16 protein-coding genes and 1 riboswitch are annotated in these 18,457 nt (G+C 72.0%); of the genes, 7 read left to right on the top strand and 9 right to left on the bottom strand.

Translation table 11 applies throughout. The features are described from left to right. Positions 1-28: 28 nt before the first annotated feature. A complete protein-coding gene (locus tag P2L57_RS09290; RefSeq protein ID WP_275811309.1) occupies positions 29-322 on the bottom strand; it encodes a dsRBD fold-containing protein in 294 nt (97 codons plus the stop codon). Positions 323-507: 185 nt separating this feature from the next. Between P2L57_RS09290 and P2L57_RS09285 the strand changes: the two genes are divergently transcribed. Next, positions 508-1,404 (top strand): hypothetical protein, encoded by an 897-nt coding sequence (locus tag P2L57_RS09285; protein ID WP_275811306.1) that lies wholly within the window; start codon positions 508-510, stop codon positions 1,402-1,404. Between the two features lie 41 nt (positions 1,405-1,445). Continuing rightward, positions 1,446-1,988, top strand: a complete 543-nt coding sequence (locus tag P2L57_RS09280; RefSeq protein ID WP_275811303.1) for an RNA 2'-phosphotransferase — start codon at positions 1,446-1,448, stop codon at positions 1,986-1,988. Positions 1,989-2,061: 73 nt separating this feature from the next. Here P2L57_RS09280 and P2L57_RS09275 read toward each other — a convergent pair whose 3' ends face one another. The 4 genes from P2L57_RS09275 to cobN form a co-directional block, all read right to left on the bottom strand. Continuing rightward, positions 2,062-2,682: a sigma-70 family RNA polymerase sigma factor gene (locus tag P2L57_RS09275; protein ID WP_275811300.1), complete on the bottom strand. Its 621-nt coding sequence runs from the start codon at positions 2,680-2,682 to the stop codon at positions 2,062-2,064. 252 nt (positions 2,683-2,934) lie between these two features. Beyond that, the gene (locus P2L57_RS09270; RefSeq protein WP_275811297.1) at positions 2,935-3,729 is read right to left on the bottom strand and encodes a PE-PGRS family protein; all 795 of its coding nucleotides are present in this window, start codon (positions 3,727-3,729) and stop codon (positions 2,935-2,937) included. Positions 3,730-3,876: 147 nt separating this feature from the next. Continuing rightward, the gene (locus P2L57_RS09265; protein ID WP_275811294.1) at positions 3,877-4,683 is read right to left on the bottom strand and encodes a TroA family protein; all 807 of its coding nucleotides are present in this window, start codon (positions 4,681-4,683) and stop codon (positions 3,877-3,879) included. Positions 4,684-4,851: 168 nt separating this feature from the next. After that, a complete protein-coding gene (cobN, locus tag P2L57_RS09260) occupies positions 4,852-8,466 on the bottom strand; it encodes a cobaltochelatase subunit CobN (RefSeq protein WP_275811291.1) in 3,615 nt (1,204 codons plus the stop codon). 30 nt (positions 8,467-8,496) lie between these two features. Next, a riboswitch (cobalamin riboswitch) is annotated at positions 8,497-8,658 on the bottom strand. Between the two features lie 95 nt (positions 8,659-8,753). On the opposite strand from cobN, the gene cobG reads away from it, so the two are divergent. The 3 genes from cobG to P2L57_RS09245 are packed head-to-tail and all read left to right on the top strand — an operon-like array spanning position 8,754 to position 12,180. Continuing rightward, the gene (gene cobG / locus P2L57_RS09255) at positions 8,754-10,040 is read left to right on the top strand and encodes a precorrin-3B synthase (protein WP_275811288.1); all 1,287 of its coding nucleotides are present in this window, start codon (positions 8,754-8,756) and stop codon (positions 10,038-10,040) included. Next, the gene (locus P2L57_RS09250; RefSeq protein WP_275811285.1) at positions 10,037-10,663 is read left to right on the top strand and encodes a precorrin-8X methylmutase; all 627 of its coding nucleotides are present in this window, start codon (positions 10,037-10,039) and stop codon (positions 10,661-10,663) included. The genes cobG and P2L57_RS09250 overlap by 4 nt, the downstream gene beginning before the upstream one ends. After that, positions 10,660-12,180: a precorrin-2 C(20)-methyltransferase gene (locus P2L57_RS09245; protein WP_275811281.1), complete on the top strand. Its 1,521-nt coding sequence runs from the start codon at positions 10,660-10,662 to the stop codon at positions 12,178-12,180. The genes P2L57_RS09250 and P2L57_RS09245 overlap by 4 nt, the downstream gene beginning before the upstream one ends. A gap of 162 nt (positions 12,181-12,342) precedes the next feature. Here the strand turns inward: P2L57_RS09245 and P2L57_RS09240 are convergent, their stop codons facing one another. Beyond that, complete coding sequence (locus P2L57_RS09240) at positions 12,343-13,092, bottom strand: cobalt-precorrin-6A reductase (RefSeq protein ID WP_275811278.1); 750 nt, start codon at positions 13,090-13,092, stop codon at positions 12,343-12,345. An 11-nt stretch (positions 13,093-13,103) separates the two neighbouring features. Between P2L57_RS09240 and P2L57_RS09235 the strand changes: the two genes are divergently transcribed. Continuing rightward, positions 13,104-14,240 carry a cobalt-precorrin-5B (C(1))-methyltransferase gene (locus P2L57_RS09235; RefSeq protein WP_275811276.1) on the top strand — a complete coding sequence of 379 codons (1,137 nt, stop codon included), beginning with the start codon at positions 13,104-13,106 and terminating at the stop codon, positions 14,238-14,240. Here the strand turns inward: P2L57_RS09235 and cobM are convergent. Continuing rightward, a complete protein-coding gene (cobM, locus tag P2L57_RS09230) occupies positions 14,231-14,995 on the bottom strand; it encodes a precorrin-4 C(11)-methyltransferase (protein WP_275811273.1) in 765 nt (254 codons plus the stop codon). The two genes, P2L57_RS09235 and cobM, sit on opposite strands and share 10 nt — an antisense overlap. Before the next feature lie 143 nt (positions 14,996-15,138). Beyond that, positions 15,139-15,696, bottom strand: a complete 558-nt coding sequence (locus P2L57_RS09225) for an inositol monophosphatase family protein (RefSeq protein WP_275811270.1) — start codon at positions 15,694-15,696, stop codon at positions 15,139-15,141. Positions 15,697-16,062: 366 nt separating this feature from the next. Between P2L57_RS09225 and P2L57_RS09220 the strand changes: the two genes are divergently transcribed. After that, the gene (locus P2L57_RS09220; protein WP_275811267.1) at positions 16,063-17,673 is read left to right on the top strand and encodes a phospholipase D-like domain-containing protein; all 1,611 of its coding nucleotides are present in this window, start codon (positions 16,063-16,065) and stop codon (positions 17,671-17,673) included. A gap of 129 nt (positions 17,674-17,802) precedes the next feature. Here P2L57_RS09220 and P2L57_RS09215 read toward each other — a convergent pair whose 3' ends face one another. Next, the gene (locus P2L57_RS09215; RefSeq protein ID WP_275811263.1) at positions 17,803-18,336 is read right to left on the bottom strand and encodes a hypothetical protein; all 534 of its coding nucleotides are present in this window, start codon (positions 18,334-18,336) and stop codon (positions 17,803-17,805) included. Positions 18,337-18,457 lie beyond the last annotated feature (121 nt).

Below are 18,457 nucleotides of genomic sequence, written 5' to 3'. Positions count from 1 at the left end.
ACGGACCGCTACGCCAACGCGCGTCTGATCACTGCCACAGCCGCGCGGGGGCGGGTTCGGTCTCCCGCGGCTCCATGCCCTCGTTCTCGTCGATCTCCTGGGCCGCCTCGCGCAGTAGTTTGCGGGACAGATCGGCGAGCGCCCGGCCCGCGGCCAGCTCGTCGCCGATCTCGTGCACCTGCGGGTCCCGCGGGTTCTTGCGCGCCTCCCCGTCGCCGGTGAACTGGGCGGTTGTCGTGTCCAGGGTCGCCTTGGCCCTGGTGACGTTGCCCTCCTCGACGACGTACAGGTGGGTGCTCCACTCCGTCTCGTGACGTGTCATGACTACGGCCTCCTGGCCCCCCGAGTGGTATCGCTGATGTAGAGGAACCCGTCGATACCGATCATTCCCCTCGGCACGGCTGCGGGGAAGTGGAGGGCGCCGGTGGGCTGGACGATGCCCGCGTTGGGTGCAATTCCTGTCACTCAGGGTGGTCATCCGTGCCGCCGGGGAACGAGAGGCTCGGTATGAAGGCTGACGAAGGCACCCCACGGGCCGGCGCGCCCGACCGGACCCGCGAGCGGGTACCGGTCCAGCTGATCATCGGCCTGGCCCTGGTGGCCTCGTTCTGGGGGCTGTACTGGACGGTCGTCAACGGCTGGACGGAGATCTTCTTCTTCGGGCTGTGGCTCGGCTACGTCCTCACGGTCGATGGCGTGGTCAAGCAGCGGACCGGTACGTCGATCCTTACCAGGAGCCCCCCGCAGTTCGCCCTCATGTTCGGCTACTCGGCGCTGTTCTGGTGGGTGCACGAGTGGCTCAACACGTCACTGCGCAACTGGTACTACGTCCAGCCCGCCGCCCAGAGCGAGCCGGTACGTATCCTGCTGTTCTCCCTCAGCTTCAGCACGGTGCTCGCGGCCCTGTTCGAGAGCGCCGAACTGCTGCGGTCCACCCGGATGTTGAGCCGTACCCGGCCGTGCCGGGCGCTGGGACAGACCCCGGCCCGGCTCTACGGAGTCAGCGCACTAGGCGCGGTTCTGCTCGCCGCGATCCTGGTCTTCCCCCGGCAGCTGTTCTTCCTGGTCTGGCTGTGTCCGCTGCTCATCCTCGATCCGATCAACGCCCGACTGGGCCTGCCGAGCCTGTGGAGCCAACTCGCCCGGGGCCGCTGGCAGACCCTCCTGGCGCTGGCCTGCGGTGGCCTGATGTGCGGGTTCTTCTGGGAGCTCTGGAACTTCCGGGCCGTCGGGGCGCACTGGATCTACCGCCTCCCGGCATTCCTGTCGTACGTCCGGCTGTTCCGGATGCCGGTGCCCGGCTACCTCGGCTACATCCCGTTCGCCCTGTCCGCCTACGCCTGGTACCAGACCGTTCGGGGTCTGGTCGGCCCTCGCTCGGGCGACCCCCTGAACCTCACCTGACGCACGCGTTGCCGAGGGCCGGGGACTATCGTCGGGAGACGATGGACGAAAGACGGAGCATACGCATCTCGAAGTACCTGGCGAAGCATCTGCGGCATGAGCCCGAACGGATCGGGATCACGCTCGACCCCCAGGGCTGGGTGGAGATCGACGCACTGGTGGCCGCGGCCGCCGCACACGGATTCCGCTTCACCCGTGCCGAGTTGCAGCAGGTGGTGGCCACGAACGACAAGCGGCGCTACGCCGTTGACGGCGACCGGATCCGCGCGAATCAGGGCCACAGCGTCGACGTCGACCTCGCGCTACCGGTCGCGGAGCCGCCCGCGTACCTCTACCACGGCACGGTGGAGCGCCACTTGGCCGCGATCCGGGCCGAGGGGCTGCTGCCGATGGGCCGCCACGCGGTCCATCTGTCTCCCGACCGCGAAACGGCGATCCGGGTGGGTGCCCGCCGCGGCAAGCCCGTGGCGCTGTCGGTCGACGCGGCCGCGATGCGCCGCGCCGGACATGAGTTCCGGCTCAGCGCGAACGGAGTCTGGCTGGTCGACCACGTCCCCGCCGAATTCCTCCGCTTCCGGGACTAGCGCGAACTAGCGCCCGTCCGGACCAGGGGCAGAGCCCCGCTGGCCCGGACGGGTGGGGTGCGGCGTGGAACGGCTACGCCGCGGCGACCCGTGCGGAGGCCGTGCACTTCTCTGCCGCGTTCAGCCAACCGGCGAGGTCCTGACGGGCGCGGGCCACCCGGGAGCGTACGGTGCCGACCGGACAGCCGACGACCGCCGCCGCGTCGGCGTACGGCAGCCCGACCAACTGGGTGAGCACGAAGGCCTCGCGGCGCACCGCGTCCAGCCCGTCCAGCAGTTCGTTCAGTGCGACCCCCTCGTCGAATCCCGGCAGACAGCTCGGCTGCGCCCGTTCCGCCGCGGCCTGCCAGTCCGCGGCGTCGACGGTACGGGGGCGGGCGGCGGCCGACCGGTAGCGGTCGATGACCACCCGGCGGGCGATCGACAGCAGCCAGGTGCGCGCGCACGACCGCCCGGCGAACCTCGGCAGGCTGGTCAGTGCCCGCAGATAGGTCTCCTGGGTCAGATCGTCCGCACCGTGCACATCGCCGCTGAGGTGCGCGACGAACCGCCAGACGTCCCGGTGGGTGGCCCGTACGAAGCGCTCGACGGCGTCGGGGTCGCCGCCTCGCGCGGCCAGCGCCCATCCCGTCAACTGTTCGTCGTCCATGGCGGTCCGTGCTCGGCGGGCCGGGCCGACCAGGGCAGGAATCATCGCAAAGTGTCCTTCGGTGACTACGGGGCCGCACCAGGCGATGGCACGTCCCCGTCGAGACACGGCACCCCGAACGCACCCGCGCCGAAGGCACGACGGGCAGGCCGGAGAGCCGCAGGGGCAAGGGGCCGGCGCACGCGTCACCGCGCCGTCGCCATGGCGAGGGCATCGCTCACGACAACGGGGCGTGTGGGTACGCCGTTACTCCGCCCGCCACCGGATCACCGCGCCAGGCGGTACGGGGACGAGCGGTCAGCAGCAGAGCTGAAGGCCCGGTGGACCCCTGCGGGAGACGGCGTACTGCAACAGCACCCCGCGCAGGCACCGCACGGGAGCGATGGCGACCACGCCCGCCGGTGGCCGCGGGCCGCCGGTCCAACCCAGCGTCGTCAGCACCAGCAGCAGCGGGGTGAACAGTGCGGCCGCCAGGCTGCGGCCGATCCGGAACGCGGCGGCCTCGCCGCGCCACAACCACAGCCCGCACACCAGCGCGGCCAGCAGATGGGCCAGGAACATGCCGAGCCCGCCATGGCCGGAGTGCGTCATCGGCAGTTGGCTCAGGGCGCCGGACACACCGTCAACATGCCCCATGTCCATGCCGGGCATATCGGCCATGCCCGGCATGCTTCCCATGGTGGTGGGCGGCGGCCGGTGCGCGGCGGCCGAGCTGAGCCCAGACTGCCGCAGGAGTTGGACGGCCGCCGCCTGCGACATGTGGGCACGGGACGTACCCGTCGCATCGCACAACAGCGTCGCCGCCCACTGCCGTTCGGGTGAGCCGCCCATGCCCGCTGACGCCTGCGCCAGGCTGAACAGCGAGTGCAGGCCGAGCTGCGCGACCACCGTGGCACCGGTGACGACAAGCGCTCCGCGCTCCCGCGCGGCCAACGACCAAGCCGCCGCGCCCGTTCCGCAGAAAGCGGCGGTCAGGGCCCACCACGGCACGGTGTCCCCGGACATCAGCGCGTGACCCAGAGCCGTGGTCACCACACAGACGGCCGCGAAGACCGCGGCTCGTACAGTGCGTGCTATCGGCCCGGTGGTCATGTCCGACATCGTGCCATCCCCGCCCTGCGCCCCGACAAGGCGGGTACCGCGCTTTCCCGGGGGCCGCCCCCGGACCCCCGCAAGCGGCTTCGCCGCTTGTCCTCAAGCGCCGGACGGGCTGACTTCAGCCCGTCCGGCGCTTGAGGTTCACCCTGCGAACGCCTTCTCCATCTGGCCGGCGGCCTTGCGGTAGACCGCGATCAAGTCCAGGTCCTCGCCTGGGTAGTTGACGATGTTCAGCTGCCTGGCGCCGGAGCCGGGCAGCACGGTCCCGGTCGACATGTTCTCGTTGTCCAGCACGAACTGCGGCTTCTTGGCGGACAGCTGCGACAACTGGGCGGGCGTGACCTGGTTCGGGCCGTAGGTGCCGGCCAATTGGGCCCCGGCGAGCTTCGCCGCCCAGGTGGTGAACGCCTGCGCGACCACCACCGGGGGCTTGCCGCCTGGCCAGGTGCTCTTCACCTGCTGGGCCAGCGCCTGCCAGCGCGCGGTGAAGCCGGTGTTCCACTTCGTCGCGTCCCGCTCGGTGCCGAACAGCTTGCCCAGCTTGGTGACTTCGGCCGATGTCGTGGCGGGGTCGTTGTCCAGGTTGACGTCGACCAGCTTCGCCTTGGAGCCCGCGGCGTCCTTGATCCGGGCCGCGAACGGCTCGAAGGGGGCGTAGAGCACGTAGTCGGCCCCGGCGACCGCCGCCAGGTCGGACGGCTTGAGGTCGTAGTCGGGAGCGTGCCGGATCGACGCGGGGACGATGTACTTGACGGTCCCGGCCCCGGCGGCCTTGGCCAGTGCCGCCTCCCAAGTGGAGGTGGCCACCACGACGGGACCGCTCTTCGATGACCCGGACGTCCCGTTCGCGTCCGTGGCGGCCTTGCCGGAGCCATCGCAACCGGTCAGGACGAGCAGCCCCGCGCCGAGCGCGGCGAGGGTGCGGACGAGGACGCGGGCAGGCGCCATGAGGTGGTTCTCCGTTCAGCCAGCGGACAGACGAGCGACCGGGGCGAGCGCCCCCGCGGGGAACGGTCGGCGCGCATCGCGCCGACCGTTCCCCGATTCGCTCCACGGCCCAGTAGTCGGTCAGCCGGGCCACCGGGTTCCCGCGGGTTTCCGTCCGGACCGGACGGTTCAGTCCGTGCCGCCCTCCAGGTCGCCCTCGGTCTCCAGGAACGCCTGCCGCAGACCGTCGAGCATCGCCGGATCGGGCTTGGCCCACATGCCGCGGCTCTCGGCTTCCAGCAGGCGTTCCGCCATGCCGTGCAGGGCCCAGGGGTTGGCCTCCTGGAGGAAGGCCCGGTTCTCCGGGTCGAGGACGTAGGTCTGGGCCAGCTTGTCGTACATCCAGTCGGCGACCACGCCAGTGGTGGCGTCGTAGCCGAACAAGTAGTCCACGGTGGCGGCCAGTTCGAAGGCCCCCTTGTAACCGTGGCGGCGCATCGCCTCGATCCAGCGGGGGTTGACGACCCGGGCCCGGAAGACCCGGGAGGTCTCCTCCAGCAGGGAGCGGGTGCGCACGGTTTCCGGGCGGGTGCTGTCACCGATGTACGCCTCGGGGGCGGTGCCGGTCAGCGCCCGTACGGTGGCCACCATGCCGCCGTGGTACTGGAAGTAGTCGTCGGAGTCGGCGATGTCGTGCTCGCGGGTGTCGGTGTTCTTGGCGGCCACCGCGATACGCCGGTAGGCGGTCTCCATCTCCTCCCGGGCCGCACGACCGTCCAGGCCGCGGCCGTAGGCGTACCCGCCCCAGGCGGTGTAGACCTCGGCGAGGTCGGCGTCGGTGCGCCAGTCGCGGCTGTCGATGAGCTGGAGCAGTCCCGCACCGTAGGTGCCGGGCCGGGAGCCGAAGATACGGACGGTGGCGCGGCGTTCGTCACCGTGCAGGGCGAGGTCGGCGCGGGTGTGCGCGCGCAGGAAGTTGTCCTCGTCGGACTCGTCGAGCCCGGCGGCCAGCCGTACCGCGTCGTCCAGCAGTGCGACGACATGCGGGAACGCATCACGGAAGAACCCGCTGATGCGCAGCGTCACATCGATGCGCGGACGCCCCAACTGGTCCAGCGAGACCGGCTCGACACCGGTGACCCGGCGGGACGCGTCGTCCCACACCGGGCGCACCCCCAGCAGCGCCAGGGCCTCGGCGACGTCGTCGCCCGCGGTGCGCATGGCGCTGGTGCCCCACAGGGACAGGCCGACCGAGCGCGGCCAGTCCCCGTTGTCCGTGCGGTAGCGCTCCAGCAGGGAGTCGGCGAGCGCCTGGCCGGTCTCCCAGGCGAGGCGGCTGGGCACGGCCTTGGGGTCGACGGAGTAGAAGTTGCGGCCGGTGGGCAGCACGTTCACCAGACCGCGCAGCGGAGATCCCGACGGGCCCGCCGGAACGAAGCCGCCGTTCAGCGCGTGGACGGCCGCGTCGATCTCGTCGCCGGTGCGGGCCAGCCGGGGCACGACCTGGCGGGCCGCGAAGTCCAGTACCCGGCCCACCTCGTCGGGCAGTCCGGCACAGACCTCCGGAACCGCCCGCGGATCCCAGTCGGCGTCCTCCATCGCCTGGACGAGCGCACGGGCGCGGTCCTCCGCCTCATCGGCGCTGGTCCGCGTCGCGGCCGACTCGTCCAGGCCCAGCGCCTCGCGCAGCCCCAGCAACGCGGTCGTACCGCCCCAGATCTGGCGGGCCCGCAGGATGGCCAGCACCAGGTTGACCCGCTCCGGACCGGTCGGGCCGTGGCCGAGGACATGCAGTCCGTCACGGATCTGGGCGTCCTTGATCTCACAGAGCCAGCCGTCGACATGCAGCAGGAAGTCGTCGAACTCGACGTCGTGCGGCCGGTCTTCGAGCCCGAGGTCATGGTCGAGCTTGGCGGCCTGGATCAGCGTCCAGATCTGGGAGCGGATGGCCGGGAGCTTGGCCGGGTCCATCGAGGCGATGGAGGCGTGCTCGTCGAGGAGTTGTTCCAGCCGGGCGATGTCCCCGTAGGAGTCGGCCCGGGCCATCGGCGGTACCAGATGGTCGACGAGGGTGGCGTGCACCCGGCGCTTGGCCTGGGTGCCCTCACCGGGGTCGTTGACCAGGAACGGGTAGATCAGCGGCAGGTCGCCGAGCGCCGCGTCCGGCGCGCAGGCGGCGGACAGCCCCGCGTTCTTGCCCGGCAGCCACTCCAGGTTGCCGTGCTTGCCGAGGTGGATCATGGCGTCGGCGCCGAAGCCGCCGTCCTCGCGCCCGGCGGAGATCCAGCGGTAGGCGGCCAGGTAGTGGTGCGACGGCGGCAGATCGGGGTCGTGGTAGATCGCGATCGGGTTCTCCCCGAAGCCGCGCGGCGGCTGGATGAGCACGAGCAGATTGCCCGCGCGCAGGGCGGCCAGCACGATCTCGCCCCGCGGGTCGCGGCTGGTGTCCACGAACAGCTCGCCGGGCGGCGGACCCCAGTGCCGCTCCACGCTCTCGCGCAGTTCGGCGGGCAACTGCCCGTACCAGCGGCGGTAGTCGGCGGCCGGGATGCGGATCGGATTGCGGGCGAGCTGCTCCTCGGTGAGCCACTCCTGGTCATGACCGCCCGCGTCGATGAGGGCGCGGATCAGGTCGTCGCCGACGCCGGAGGCAAGGCCGGGCAGCGCGTCCGGGCCGTCCTGCGGGCCGAGGTCCCAGCCCTCCTCGCGCAGCCGCCGCAGCAGGGCGACGGCGCTGGCAGGGGTGTCGAGGCCCACCGCGTTGCCGATCCGGGAGTGCTTGGTGGGATATGCGGACAGCACCAGCGCCAGGCGCTTGTCCGCGGCCGGGATGTGCCGCAGGCGCGCATGGCGTACGGCGATCCCGGCGACGCGCGCGGCGCGCTCCGGGTCGGCAGCGTAGACCGGCAGGCCGTCGGCGTCGATCTCCTTGAAGGAGAACGGGACGGTGATCAGCCGCCCGTCGAACTCCGGCACCGCGACCTGGGTCGCGGCGTCCAGCGGCGACAGGCCCTCGTCGTTCTCCTCCCAGGCGGCGCGCGGCCCGGTCAGGCACAGCGCCTGCAGGATCGGTACGTCGAGGGCGGCCAGCGCGCCCGCGTCCCAGGCGTCCTCGTCGCCTCCGGCGGAGGCGTCTGCGGGGCGGGTACCACCCGCGGCCAGCACGGTCGTGACGATGGCGTCGGCGGCGCCGAGCGCCTCCAGCAGTTCCGGTTCCGGTGCGCGCAGGGAGGCGACGTACAGCGGCATCGCCCGCCCGCCCGCGTCCTCGATCGCCGAGCACAGCGCCGACACGAAACCGGTGTTGCCGCTCATGTGGTGCGCCCGGTAGTAGAGCACCGCGACCACCGGACCGGTCGCCCCGGGATGCGGCTCGCGCTCCAACGGGCCCCAGGCGGGCGCCGGTTGGGGCGCGGCGAAGCCGTGGCCGGTCAGCAGCACGGTGTCGGAAAGGAACCGGGCGAGCTGGTCGAGGTTGTCCGGACCGCCGTGGGCGAGGTAGGCATGCGCCTCGGTGGCGATGCCGATGGGCACCGTGGAGGATGCCATCAGCTGGGCGTCCGGGGTCTGTTCACCGGTGAGCACGACCACCGGACGCTCACCGGACAGCAGCAGGTCGAGCCCGTCCTGCCAGGCGCGGATCCCGCCGAGCAGTCGTACGACGACCAGGTCGGTGCCGTCGAGCAGCGCGGGCAGTTCGTCGAGGGACAGCCGCGCGGGGTTGGCCCAGCGGTACGGCACGGGACCGCCCGCCGCCCGGGCGCTGAGCAGGTCGGTGTCGGACGTCGACAGCAGCAGGATCACGTCGGCACTGCCTTCCTCGGGGTCCGCGCCCCGGGCTGGTGAAGGACGGCGTGGAGTTCCTGGCTTCCGCGACAGGAGATGCGAACCGCATCATCGAGGCACGGTGACAGTGGCGGGACCGCACCGGATTCGCGCCGGTTTCCTCCCAATTGCCGTCACGGGCAAGGACGTGCCGTGCTGGAACGTCCGCGAGCATAGTAAGGCTTGCGACAGTCGCCCAGGTCCTACATGCTGAGACCTCCCGCCGATCGCCCCCGCCGCCCTGCCCAACGACCCTCGGAGCCGCCGTGACCAGCCCTTTCGGCGCGCCCGCGGTCGGTCGCGGGCGGGACGACGCCTGCCCCGGCGCGCTGCGGCTGCACTCGGCGGACGACGGTGCGCTGGCCCGGGTACGGTTGCCCGGCGGCCTGCTGACCGCCGCTCAGGCCGAGGCGCTGGCGCGACTCTCGGTGGAGCTGGGCGACGGACATCTGGACCTGACCTCACGCGGGAACGTCCAACTGCGCGGCCTTTCGCCGGACGCGGGCGGCGAACTCGGCGCCCGGCTGGGCGCGGCGGGCCTGCTGCCGTCGATCCGGCACGAGCGGGTGCGCAACGTCGTCGCGTCACCGCTCGCGAGGCTGGACGGCCGCGGACACGCCGACGTACAGGCGTGGACACATGAGGTGGACGCCCTGCTGTGCGCGAGTGACGCCTTGACCGACTTGTCGGGCCGGTTCCTTTTCGTCCTTGATGACGGCCGCGGCGATGTGGCGGCGCTCGGCGGCGATGTGACATTGATCGCGCGACCGGGCGGCGCCGCGGTGCTCCATGTGGGGCCGGTCGCGCCGGACTCCGGTATCGCCGTACCCGCCGAGGACGGTCCGCGCTGGGTCCTGCGGGCCGCCGAGGAGTTCCTCCGGTTGGCGCGCGGCGCCGGTCAACGCGCCTGGCGGGTGCGGGAGGTGGACCCGGACGGGAGCCGGATCCGGGCCCGGCTCGGCGGACCGCAGGCCCCGGCGGAAGCGGTCGCCGACTGCCCGCCTCCGGCCTTCGGGGTCGTTCGTGACGCGTGCGGCGAAGGCGTCGGCCTGTCGCTGGGCGTGCGGTTCGGACGGTCGTCCGCACGGCAGTGGCGGCTGCTGGCCACGGTGGCGGCACGCGGCAGCGGCGAACTGCGGCTGACACCCTGGCGTGGTGTGGTGCTGCCCGGCCTGACCGCGGCCGACGCGCTCGCCGCCTCGCATGAGCTGTCCGAGGCGGGGTTCATCACCGATCCCGCCTCACCCTGGCAGGGCGCGAGCGCCTGCACCGGGCTGCCCGGCTGCGCGAAGTCCCTGGCGGATGTGCGCCGTGACGCGGCTGACGCGCTCGCCGCACAACCGCCGTACGACACACCGCGGTTGCCGGTGCACTGGTCCGGCTGCGAACGGCGCTGCGGACACCCCGGTGGACGCTGGGTCGATGTGCTCGCCACCGCGGACGGCTACCAGGTCACCGTGCACGGAACGGATCGGGCAGACTTGCCCGGCACCCAGCAGACATCGGCCGCCATCGCGGCGGCCCGCAGCACACTCCAGACGAGGACCACGTGATCGAGTACGAGAAGGACGGCCCGGCGATCTACCGCCAGTCCTTTGCCACCATTCGCGCCGAGGCGGATCTGAGCGGACTGCCGGACGACGTGGCCCAGGTCGCGGTCCGCATGATCCACGCCTGCGGAATGGTCGACCTGGTGCGTGACCTCGTGTACAGCCCGGCCGCGGTACGGAACGCGCGCGCTGCGCTGCGAGCGGGTGCCCCGATCCTGTGCGATGTGGCCATGGTCGCCAGCGGGGTCACCCGCAAGCGGCTGCCCGCCGGCAACGACGTGGTGTGCACCCTGTCCGACCCCACGGTGCCGGCGCTGGCCGCCGAGTTGGGCACCACGCGCTCGGCCGCCGCCATGGAACTGTGGCGGGACCGGCTGGACGGCGCGGTGGTCGCGGTGGGCAACGCGCCCACGTCGCTGTTCCGGCTGCTGGAGATGGTGGAGGCGGGCGGCCCGCGCCCGGCCGCCGTGATCGGCGTTCCGGTCGGTTTCGTCGGCGCCGTCGAATCCAAGCAGGCGCTCGTCGAACACCCGTCAGGCCTTGAGCACCTGGTGGTACGGGGACGGCGCGGCGGCAGTGCGATCGCCGCCGCCGCGATCAACGCGATTGCGAGCGAGGAAGAGTGAACACCCAAGCCGCGCAACCGGCAGGCCGCCTCTACGGGGTCGGCCTCGGCCCCGGCGACCCGTCGCTGATGACCGTACGGGCGGTGGAGGTGATCAACGGCGCCGACGTCATCGCTTACCACAGCGCCCGGCACGGCCGCAGCATCGCCCGCTCGATAGCGGAGCGCTATCTTCGCTCGGACCACATCGAAGAACCGCTGGTCTACCCGGTGACCACCGAGACCACCGACCACCCTGGCGGATACCGGGGTGCGATGGAGGAGTTCTACGCCGAAGCCGCCGCCCGGCTCGCCACGCACCTGGACGCCGGACGCACGGTCGCGGTACTCGCCGAGGGCGATCCGATGTTCTACGGCTCGTACATGCACATGCACAAGCGGCTCGCCGACCGCTACCCGACCGAGGTAGTGCCCGGTGTCACCTCGGTGAGCGCCGCCGCGGCGCGCCTGGCGCGGCCGTTGGTGGAAGGCGAGGAGGTGCTGACCGTCCTGCCCGGCACCCTCCCCGAGGACGAACTCGCCGCCCGGCTGGCCTGCGCCGACTCGGCGGCCGTCATGAAGCTGGGCCGGACATTCCCAGCGGTCCGCAGCGCACTGGAGCGGGCAGGCCGGTTGGACGACGCGCACTATGTGGAGCGGGCCACGATGGGCGCGGAACGCGTCGCGCCACTCGCCGACGTCGACCCCGAGACGGTGCCGTACTTCTCGATGGCCGTACTGCCCAGCCGGGTCGACGCACGAACCGCGGCGCAACAGTCCTCCGGCGGCGAGGTCACCGTCGTCGGGCTCGGCCCCGCGGGGCCCATGTGGCTGACCCCGCAGGCCCGTTCGGCGCTCGCCGCCGCCGAGGATCTGGTCGGCTACACCACGTACATGGACCGGGTGCCGCACCGGCCCGGACAGCAACGCCACGCCTCGGACAACCGGGTGGAGGCCGAACGCGCCGAGTTCGCTCTCGACCTGGCCCGCCGCGGCCGGAAGGTCGCGGTGGTCTCCTCGGGGGACCCCGGCGTGTTCGCCATGGCGACGGCGGTACTCGAGGCCGCGTCCGCCGAACCGTACCTCGGCGTACGGGTACGGGTGGTGCCCGGTGTGACGGCCGCCCAGTCGGCCGCCGCGCTGGCCGGCGCGCCGCTCGGCCACGACTACGCCGTGGTCTCGCTCTCCGACCGGCTCAAGCCCTGGCAGATCATCGAGGACCGGCTGCGCGCCGCCTCCGCGGCCGATCTGGTGCTGGCGCTGTACAACCCGGCGTCCAACAGCCGCAAGACGCAGTTGGAGACCGCCCTCAAGGTGCTGCTGGAGGCACGTGCGCCGCAGACCCCGGTCGTGGTCGCCCGTGACGTCGGCGGTCCGCAGGAGGAGGTCCGGATCAGCACGCTGGACGAACTCGACCCGGCCACCGTCGACATGCGCTGCATCCTGCTCGTCGGTTCCTCGCAGACCCGTGCGGTGCGGCGCGGTGACGGCTCCACGGTGGTATGGACGCCACGTAACTACCCGGAGACCGGGGGGTGAGACCGGGTTTCCGGTTGCGGAAGGTTGGGCACCGCCGGTCCTGCGTCGTCGCTGCTCGCCGTCGCGGCGCAGTCTTCGTGCCGCCGCAGCGGCGCGTAGCCTCCGCGGCGCGGACCGGCGGTCCGGAGCCTCCCGCCCGCCACGGGAAATCCGCCGGAGGCCCTACGACGGCGTGCCGATCCACGCGACCGCCCCGGTCACGTCGGGGGCGACGGGCACGCCGGACGGTACCGGCGGTCGCCGCACGACAATGACCGGCACGCCCGCCTCGCGGGCGGCCGTGAGCTTGGCGGACGTCGCCGGGCCGCCGCTGTCCTTGGTCACCAGCACATCGATACGATGCCGCCCGAGCAGCTCGGACTCGCCCTCGACGGTGAACGGCCCCCGGTCCAGCAGCACTTCCATCCGCGCCGGGCACGGCGGCTCGGGCGGGTCGACCGAGCGGACCAGGAACCACAGCTCGCCCAGCCCGGCGAAGGCCGCCAGGCCCATCCGGCCGGTGGTGAGGAAGACCCGCTGTCCGAGCGACGGCAGCAGGCCCGCCGCCTCGGCCAGCGAGCCCACCTCGTGCCAGCGGTCGCCCGGACCGGACACCCACCCGGGACGGCGCAGGGCGAGCAGGGGAATATGGGCGAGGGCGGCCGCCGCGGCCGCGTTGAAACTGATCTTCTCGGCGAAAGGATGAGTGGCGTCGATGAGCACGTCTACCCGGTGTTCGCGCAGCCACTGCGCCAGGCCTGCGGCCCCGCCGAATCCGCCGATGCGCACCTGTCCCGCGGGCAGCCTCGGCTGGGCCACCCGTCCGGCCAGTGAACTGGTGACCAGCAGGCCGGGTTCGGCGTTCAGTTCGGCGGCCAGCCGCCGGGCCTCGGCCGTACCGCCGAGGATCAGTACATGGCGACGCGTACTCATCGGGCCGTCCGTTGGCTGAGGGTACGAAGCCGAAGGGCGGCCGGTCGGCGCAGCTCGAGCGCACCGGGCTGCGGCACGGCTGGACCACGGGCGCGTGCGCCACGGCGGCCACCACGGCCGCGTACACCGCGCTGCTGACCGGTGAGTTCCCGGACCCGGTGACCGTCACCCTGCCCAAGGGACAGCGGCCCGCATTCGCCCTGGCCGCTGAGGAGCTGGCCGATGGGCAGGCCATGGCGGCCGTGGTCAAGGACGCCGGAGACGACCCGGACGTCACCCACGGCGCGCTGGTCCGCGCCACGGTGCGGCGCGGTGGTCCCGGCACCGGCGTGGTATTCCGCGCCGGGCCAGGCGTGGGCACGGTGACCCGCCCCGGACTTCCGCTGCCGGTCGGCGAGCCCGCGATCAACCCGGTGCCGCGCCAGATGATGCGCGAGCACATCGCCGAGGTCGCGCGGCGGCACGGCGGATCCGCGGACGTCGAGATCGAGATCTCGGTGGACGGCGGAGAGGAGATCGCCCGCAGTACCTGGAACCCCCGTCTCGGCATCCTCGGCGGGCTGTCCATCCTCGGCACGACCGGCATCGTCGTGCCGTACTCCTGCTCGGCATGGATCGACAGCATCCGGCGCGGGGTGGACGTGGCACGCGCCGCCGGACGGACCCATGTGGCCGGGTGTACGGGGTCGACGTCCGAGAAGGTCGCGGTCGCCGTGCACGGACTGCCGGAGGACGCGCTGCTCGACATGGGCGACTTCGCCGGGGCCGTACTGAAGTACCTTCGGCGCCATCCGGTGCCCAGGCTCACCATCGCCGGTGGCTTCGCCAAACTCTCCAAGCTCGCTGCCGGCCATCTCGACCTGCACTCCTCTCGCTCCCAGGTGGACAAGGGCTTCCTGGCCGGACTCGCCCGGCAGGGCGGCGCCGACGACGCACTGGCCGTGGCGGTCGCGGGCGCCAACACCGGTCTGGAAGCCGTGCAGTTGTGCGCCGCGCACGGTGTGCCGCTGGGTGACCTGGTGGCCGAGGCCGCCAGGGCCACCGCCCTCGGTGTGCTGCGGGAGGCGCCGGTGGCGGTCGATGTCATCTGCATCGACCGCGCCGGGACCATCGTCGGCCAGGTGGAACCCGGTAGGGCCTACGGCTGATCGCAGGCCGCGTGCGGCCGCTCGCGCTCCGCGGAGTACAGATGGCTGTCGCGGAACTGCTCGGCGCCGAGCGTACGACCGACCAGGATCACCGCGGTGCGTACGATGCCCGCCGCCTTGACCTGCTCGGCGATGTCGCCGAGGGTGCCCCGCAGCACCAGTTCATCGGGTCGGCTGGCCATCGCGACCACCGCGGCCGGGCAGTCGGCGCCGTAGTGCGGAAGCAACTCCTCCACGATGCGGTCGGCGTAGCGGGCGGCCAGGTGCAGGACGAGCAGTGCGCCGCTGCGGCCGAGGGTCGCCAGGTCCTCGCCGTCCGGCATCGGCGTCGCGCGGTGGGCCAGGCGGGTCAGGATCACGGTCTGCCCGACGGTCGGAACGGTCAACTCCCGCTTCAGCGCCGCCGCTGCCGCCGCGAAGGCGGGCACACCGGGTACCACCTCGTACGGCACGCCCGCCGCGTCGAGGCGGCGCATCTGCTCCGCGACCGCGCTGAACACCGACGGGTCGCCGGAATGCAGCCGGGCCACGTCGTGCCCCTGCTCATGGGCGCGGACGAGTTCCCCGGTGATCTGGTCCAGGTTGAGCTGCGCGGTGTCGACCAACCGGGCGTCAGCCGGGCACTCGGCCAGCAGTTCGCGCGGCACCAGGCTGCCCGCGTACAGGCACACCCCGCAGCGGGCCAGCGTGCGCTGGCCGCGCACGGTGATCAGGTCGGCGGCGCCTGGGCCGGCGCCGATGAAGTAGACCGGCAAAGTTTCTCTCCTCGGGCCGCGCCCAGTGGGGGCCGATGATGGGCGGCGGCACCGCACTCTACTGAGCCGCGGCGGTAAACCGCTGGTCGGGGCCCGCGTCGGCGCGTAACGGCCCGGTCCGTGCCGAGGCGGGCCGCAGCGCGTCAGCGCACGTCGCGCAGCACGACGAACCTGCCGTGCAGTTGACGGCCGCTGACCAGCGGCCTGTCCGCCCCGGTCGTCCACGGCTCGCCCCGGGCGTCGGTGACCCGGGCCCCGGCCTCGCGGACGATCAGCGTTCCGCCGAGGAGATTGGTGTCATCGGTGCCGTATATCCAGAAGGCGTCGAGCCGCCCGGCCACGGTGTCGGCGATCTGCCAGGAGGTGGGGCCGAGGTTGCGGATGGCACCGACCTCGGGCAGCAGCGCGCTGTAGGACCGCCCGGCCCAGGCAATGGCGGTGGGCTGTTCGGCGGCGATCACCGGGTGGCTGGTGGCGATGACCGTCGCGGACGCCTCGCGCTTGGCCGACGGGGCGATCGGCGCACTGTCGCGAGTGGCGCCGTGGCCCGCGGCGGCCGCGTAGGTCTCACCCAGCGCCGGTGAACGCGGTACTGCGGCCACCGGTGCCCGATCGCGGACCAGGGTGATGGTGACGCACCACTGCGGCAGCCCTTGCGGATACTGCACGGCGCCGTCCATGGCGTCGGTCACCCAGACCATCGACACCGTCCTGGTCGGCAACGCTGTCAAACGCCCCGGCTGGGCAACCACCCAGCAGACGCGGCGGCTTGACCGCCGATGACGGCGGAGCCGGGGCTGGTGCTGAGGAGCCGCTCAATTCGGGCCAACTCCGCGCCGTAGGAAGGCGGCTGACCGCAAAGCCACCGATACCGCCGGGCAGTCGGCCGCCTTGGAGGTATGCCCCGGTGGCTGGGGGACGGGCGGCCTGGGCCCTCTGGCCGGTGATCAACCCCGGTGACGGTGGCCCCGATGACCAGAAGGTAGCTTCAGCGTGCGGAAGATTTTGCGTTGCCTTGTGGATCCTCCAGGTTCACACCCCGTCAACTCAATGTTAAGGATGCGCCATTGCTCCGCCCCCGCCCCCGCCCCCGCCGCCTGCTGCCCTGCGCCGCCGCGACCGCCGTGTTCGCCGCCCTCCCCGCTGCCCCGGCGTACGCCGACTCGACCACCCGGCACCTCGATGCCGTGGAACGGACACTGCGCGAGGTCTCGCCCGGCCTCGAAGGGCAGGTGTGGCAGCGCACCAGCGGCAACAGCCTGGATGCGCCAGCCGGTGACCCGGGCGGCTGGCTGCTGCAGACCCCCGGGTGCTGGGGCGACGCCGGCTGCGCTGACCGCGTCGGTACGCGGCGGTTGCTCGCCAAGATGACCGAGAACATCGCCAGGGCGCAGCGCACCGTCGACATCTCCTCACTCGCCCCGCTGCCCAACGGCGCCTTCCAGGAGGCGATCGTCTCCGGCCTCAAGGCATCGGTGGCGGCCGGGCACAAGCCGCGGGTACGTGTCCTGGTCGGGGCCGCGCCGGTCTACCACCTCAACGTGATACCGGAGCTGTACAAGGCCCAGTTGCTAGGCAAGCTGGGCAAGGCGGCCTCCGGCATCACCCTCAACGTCGCCTCGACGACCGCGTCGAAGACGTCGTTCTCGTGGAACCACACCAAGCTCATCGTGGTGGACGGCCAGACCGTGATCACCGGCGGCATCAACGACTGGAAGGACGACTACATCGACACCGCCCACCCGGTGTCGGACGTCGATCTGGCCTTGCGCGGGCCCGCCGCCCGTACCGCCGGGAAGTACCTCGACACGTTGTGGACGTGGACCTGCCGCAACTCGGGCAACCCCAACGCGGTCTGGCTCGCCTCCTCCAACGGGGTCGCATGTATGCCGACGTTGGAGCAGGACGCGAAGCTCGCCCCCGTCAAGGCCGAGGGAGATGTCCCGGTCATCGCGGTCGGCGGCCTCGGCGTCGGCATCAAGGTCTCCGACCCGGCATCGGCCTTCCGTCCCAGCCTGCCCACCGCGTCGGACACCAGGTGCGGCATCGGCGTGCACGACAACACCAACGCCGACCGCGACTACGACACCGTGAACCCCGAGGAGAGCGCCCTGCGGTCGCTGATCGGCAGTGCCCGCAGCAGAGTTGAGATCTCCCAGCAAGACCTCAACGGCACCTGCCCACCGCTCCCTCGCTATGACATCCGCCTGTACGACACCCTGGCCGCGAAACTCGCCGCGGGGGTGAAGGTCCGTATCGTGCTCAGCGACCCGGCGAACCGCGGACTGGTGGGCAGCGGTGGCTACTCGCAGATCAGGTCCCTGTCGGAGATCAGTGACACGCTCCGCGAACGCCTGGTCCGCCGCACCGGCGACCGGCGGTCCGCAGCCGCGACGATGTGCGCGAACCTGCAACTCGCGTCGTTCCGCAGCGCCCCGACGGCCAACTGGGCCGACGGCCACCCGTACGCGCTGCACCACAAGGTGGTATCCGTCGACGACTCCGCGTTCTACATCGGCTCGAAGAACCTTTACCCGTCCTGGCTGCAGGACTTCGGCTACATCGTCGAAAGCCCGGCCGCCGCACGGCAGTTGCGCACCCAGCTGCTCGACCCCGAGTGGACGTACTCGCGGCAGACCGCCGCGGTCGACTACACGCGGGGGACCTGCCCTCGCTGATCCCACACCGTGAGCGCACCGGATCCAGACCGCCGGGCCGATCGACGATCATCCGTCGGCCCGCGCGGCTTCCGCGGGCGGACCTGCCACGCCACGGTTGCGTGGTGGCGCCCGCACCGTCCGCTCGGACTACGCGCGCAGTCGCTGAGCCGCCCGCTCCACCCGCAGCCGCTCCCGCTCGGTGACCGCCACCGAAAACGCCCAGGACACCGCCGCGGACTCCGGGTCCCCGCGCAGATCGTTCCGCTCCGCCATCGCCCTGTCCAGCAGCCGAACCGCCTCCAGACGGCCACGCTCCCGGTTCTCGATCTCCGTCGTGGAGTCACCAACGGTCGCCACCCGGCCACACCGCGGACACCACCAGCGATCAGGCGCGCTCGCAGGCGGAGACTTCATCACGGTCCGGCAGTTCGGGCACTTCACCGGCAGCTCCTCCTCAACATGACCACACGACGCGCACACCCAGCCGTCCCGCTGCCGCCACATCGTGCGCAGACAACGCGGACACCCCGTCGTGGCAATCCCCGCCGGGCCCATCACCGGCGGATCGGGCGTCGAATCCGCGTACTCGATGATCTGCGCACGCATCCGGGCATCCACCGTGTTCGCCATCCGCAACAGATGCGCGGCACGCGACCGCGCCTCATCCGCAAAATCCGTCATGGTTCGGGCAGGTTACGCCCCTACGACCCGCACGGGGCGATTGTCCGGGCCTGATCACGCGGAGGAGTGAGGCGGGTTTGATTGGTCGTAGATCGTGCGCCGTAGGTCATGGGTAGTAGGT

The sequence above is a fragment of the Streptantibioticus ferralitis genome (genome assembly GCF_029223525.1).
GTDB lineage: Bacteria > Actinomycetota > Actinomycetes > Streptomycetales > Streptomycetaceae > Streptantibioticus_A > Streptantibioticus_A ferralitis.
This window is presented reverse-complemented; position numbering and strand designations above follow the sequence as displayed.

Excerpts from the sequence above, each read along its gene's own strand:
- P2L57_RS09290 (WP_275811309.1), bottom strand. The coding sequence starts at position 322 with ATGACACGTCACGAGACGGAGTGGAGCACCCACCTGTACGTCGTCGAG.
- P2L57_RS09285 (WP_275811306.1), top strand. The coding sequence starts at position 508 with ATGAAGGCTGACGAAGGCACCCCACGGGCCGGCGCGCCCGACCGGACC.
- P2L57_RS09280 (WP_275811303.1), top strand. The coding sequence starts at position 1,446 with ATGGACGAAAGACGGAGCATACGCATCTCGAAGTACCTGGCGAAGCAT.
- P2L57_RS09275 (WP_275811300.1), bottom strand. The coding sequence starts at position 2,682 with ATGATTCCTGCCCTGGTCGGCCCGGCCCGCCGAGCACGGACCGCCATG.
- P2L57_RS09270 (WP_275811297.1), bottom strand. The coding sequence starts at position 3,729 with ATGACCACCGGGCCGATAGCACGCACTGTACGAGCCGCGGTCTTCGCG.
- P2L57_RS09265 (WP_275811294.1), bottom strand. The coding sequence starts at position 4,683 with ATGGCGCCTGCCCGCGTCCTCGTCCGCACCCTCGCCGCGCTCGGCGCG.
- P2L57_RS09240 (WP_275811278.1), bottom strand. The coding sequence starts at position 13,092 with ATGAGTACGCGTCGCCATGTACTGATCCTCGGCGGTACGGCCGAGGCC.
- P2L57_RS09225 (WP_275811270.1), bottom strand. The coding sequence starts at position 15,696 with ATGGTCTGGGTGACCGACGCCATGGACGGCGCCGTGCAGTATCCGCAA.
- P2L57_RS09215 (WP_275811263.1), bottom strand. The coding sequence starts at position 18,336 with ATGACGGATTTTGCGGATGAGGCGCGGTCGCGTGCCGCGCATCTGTTG.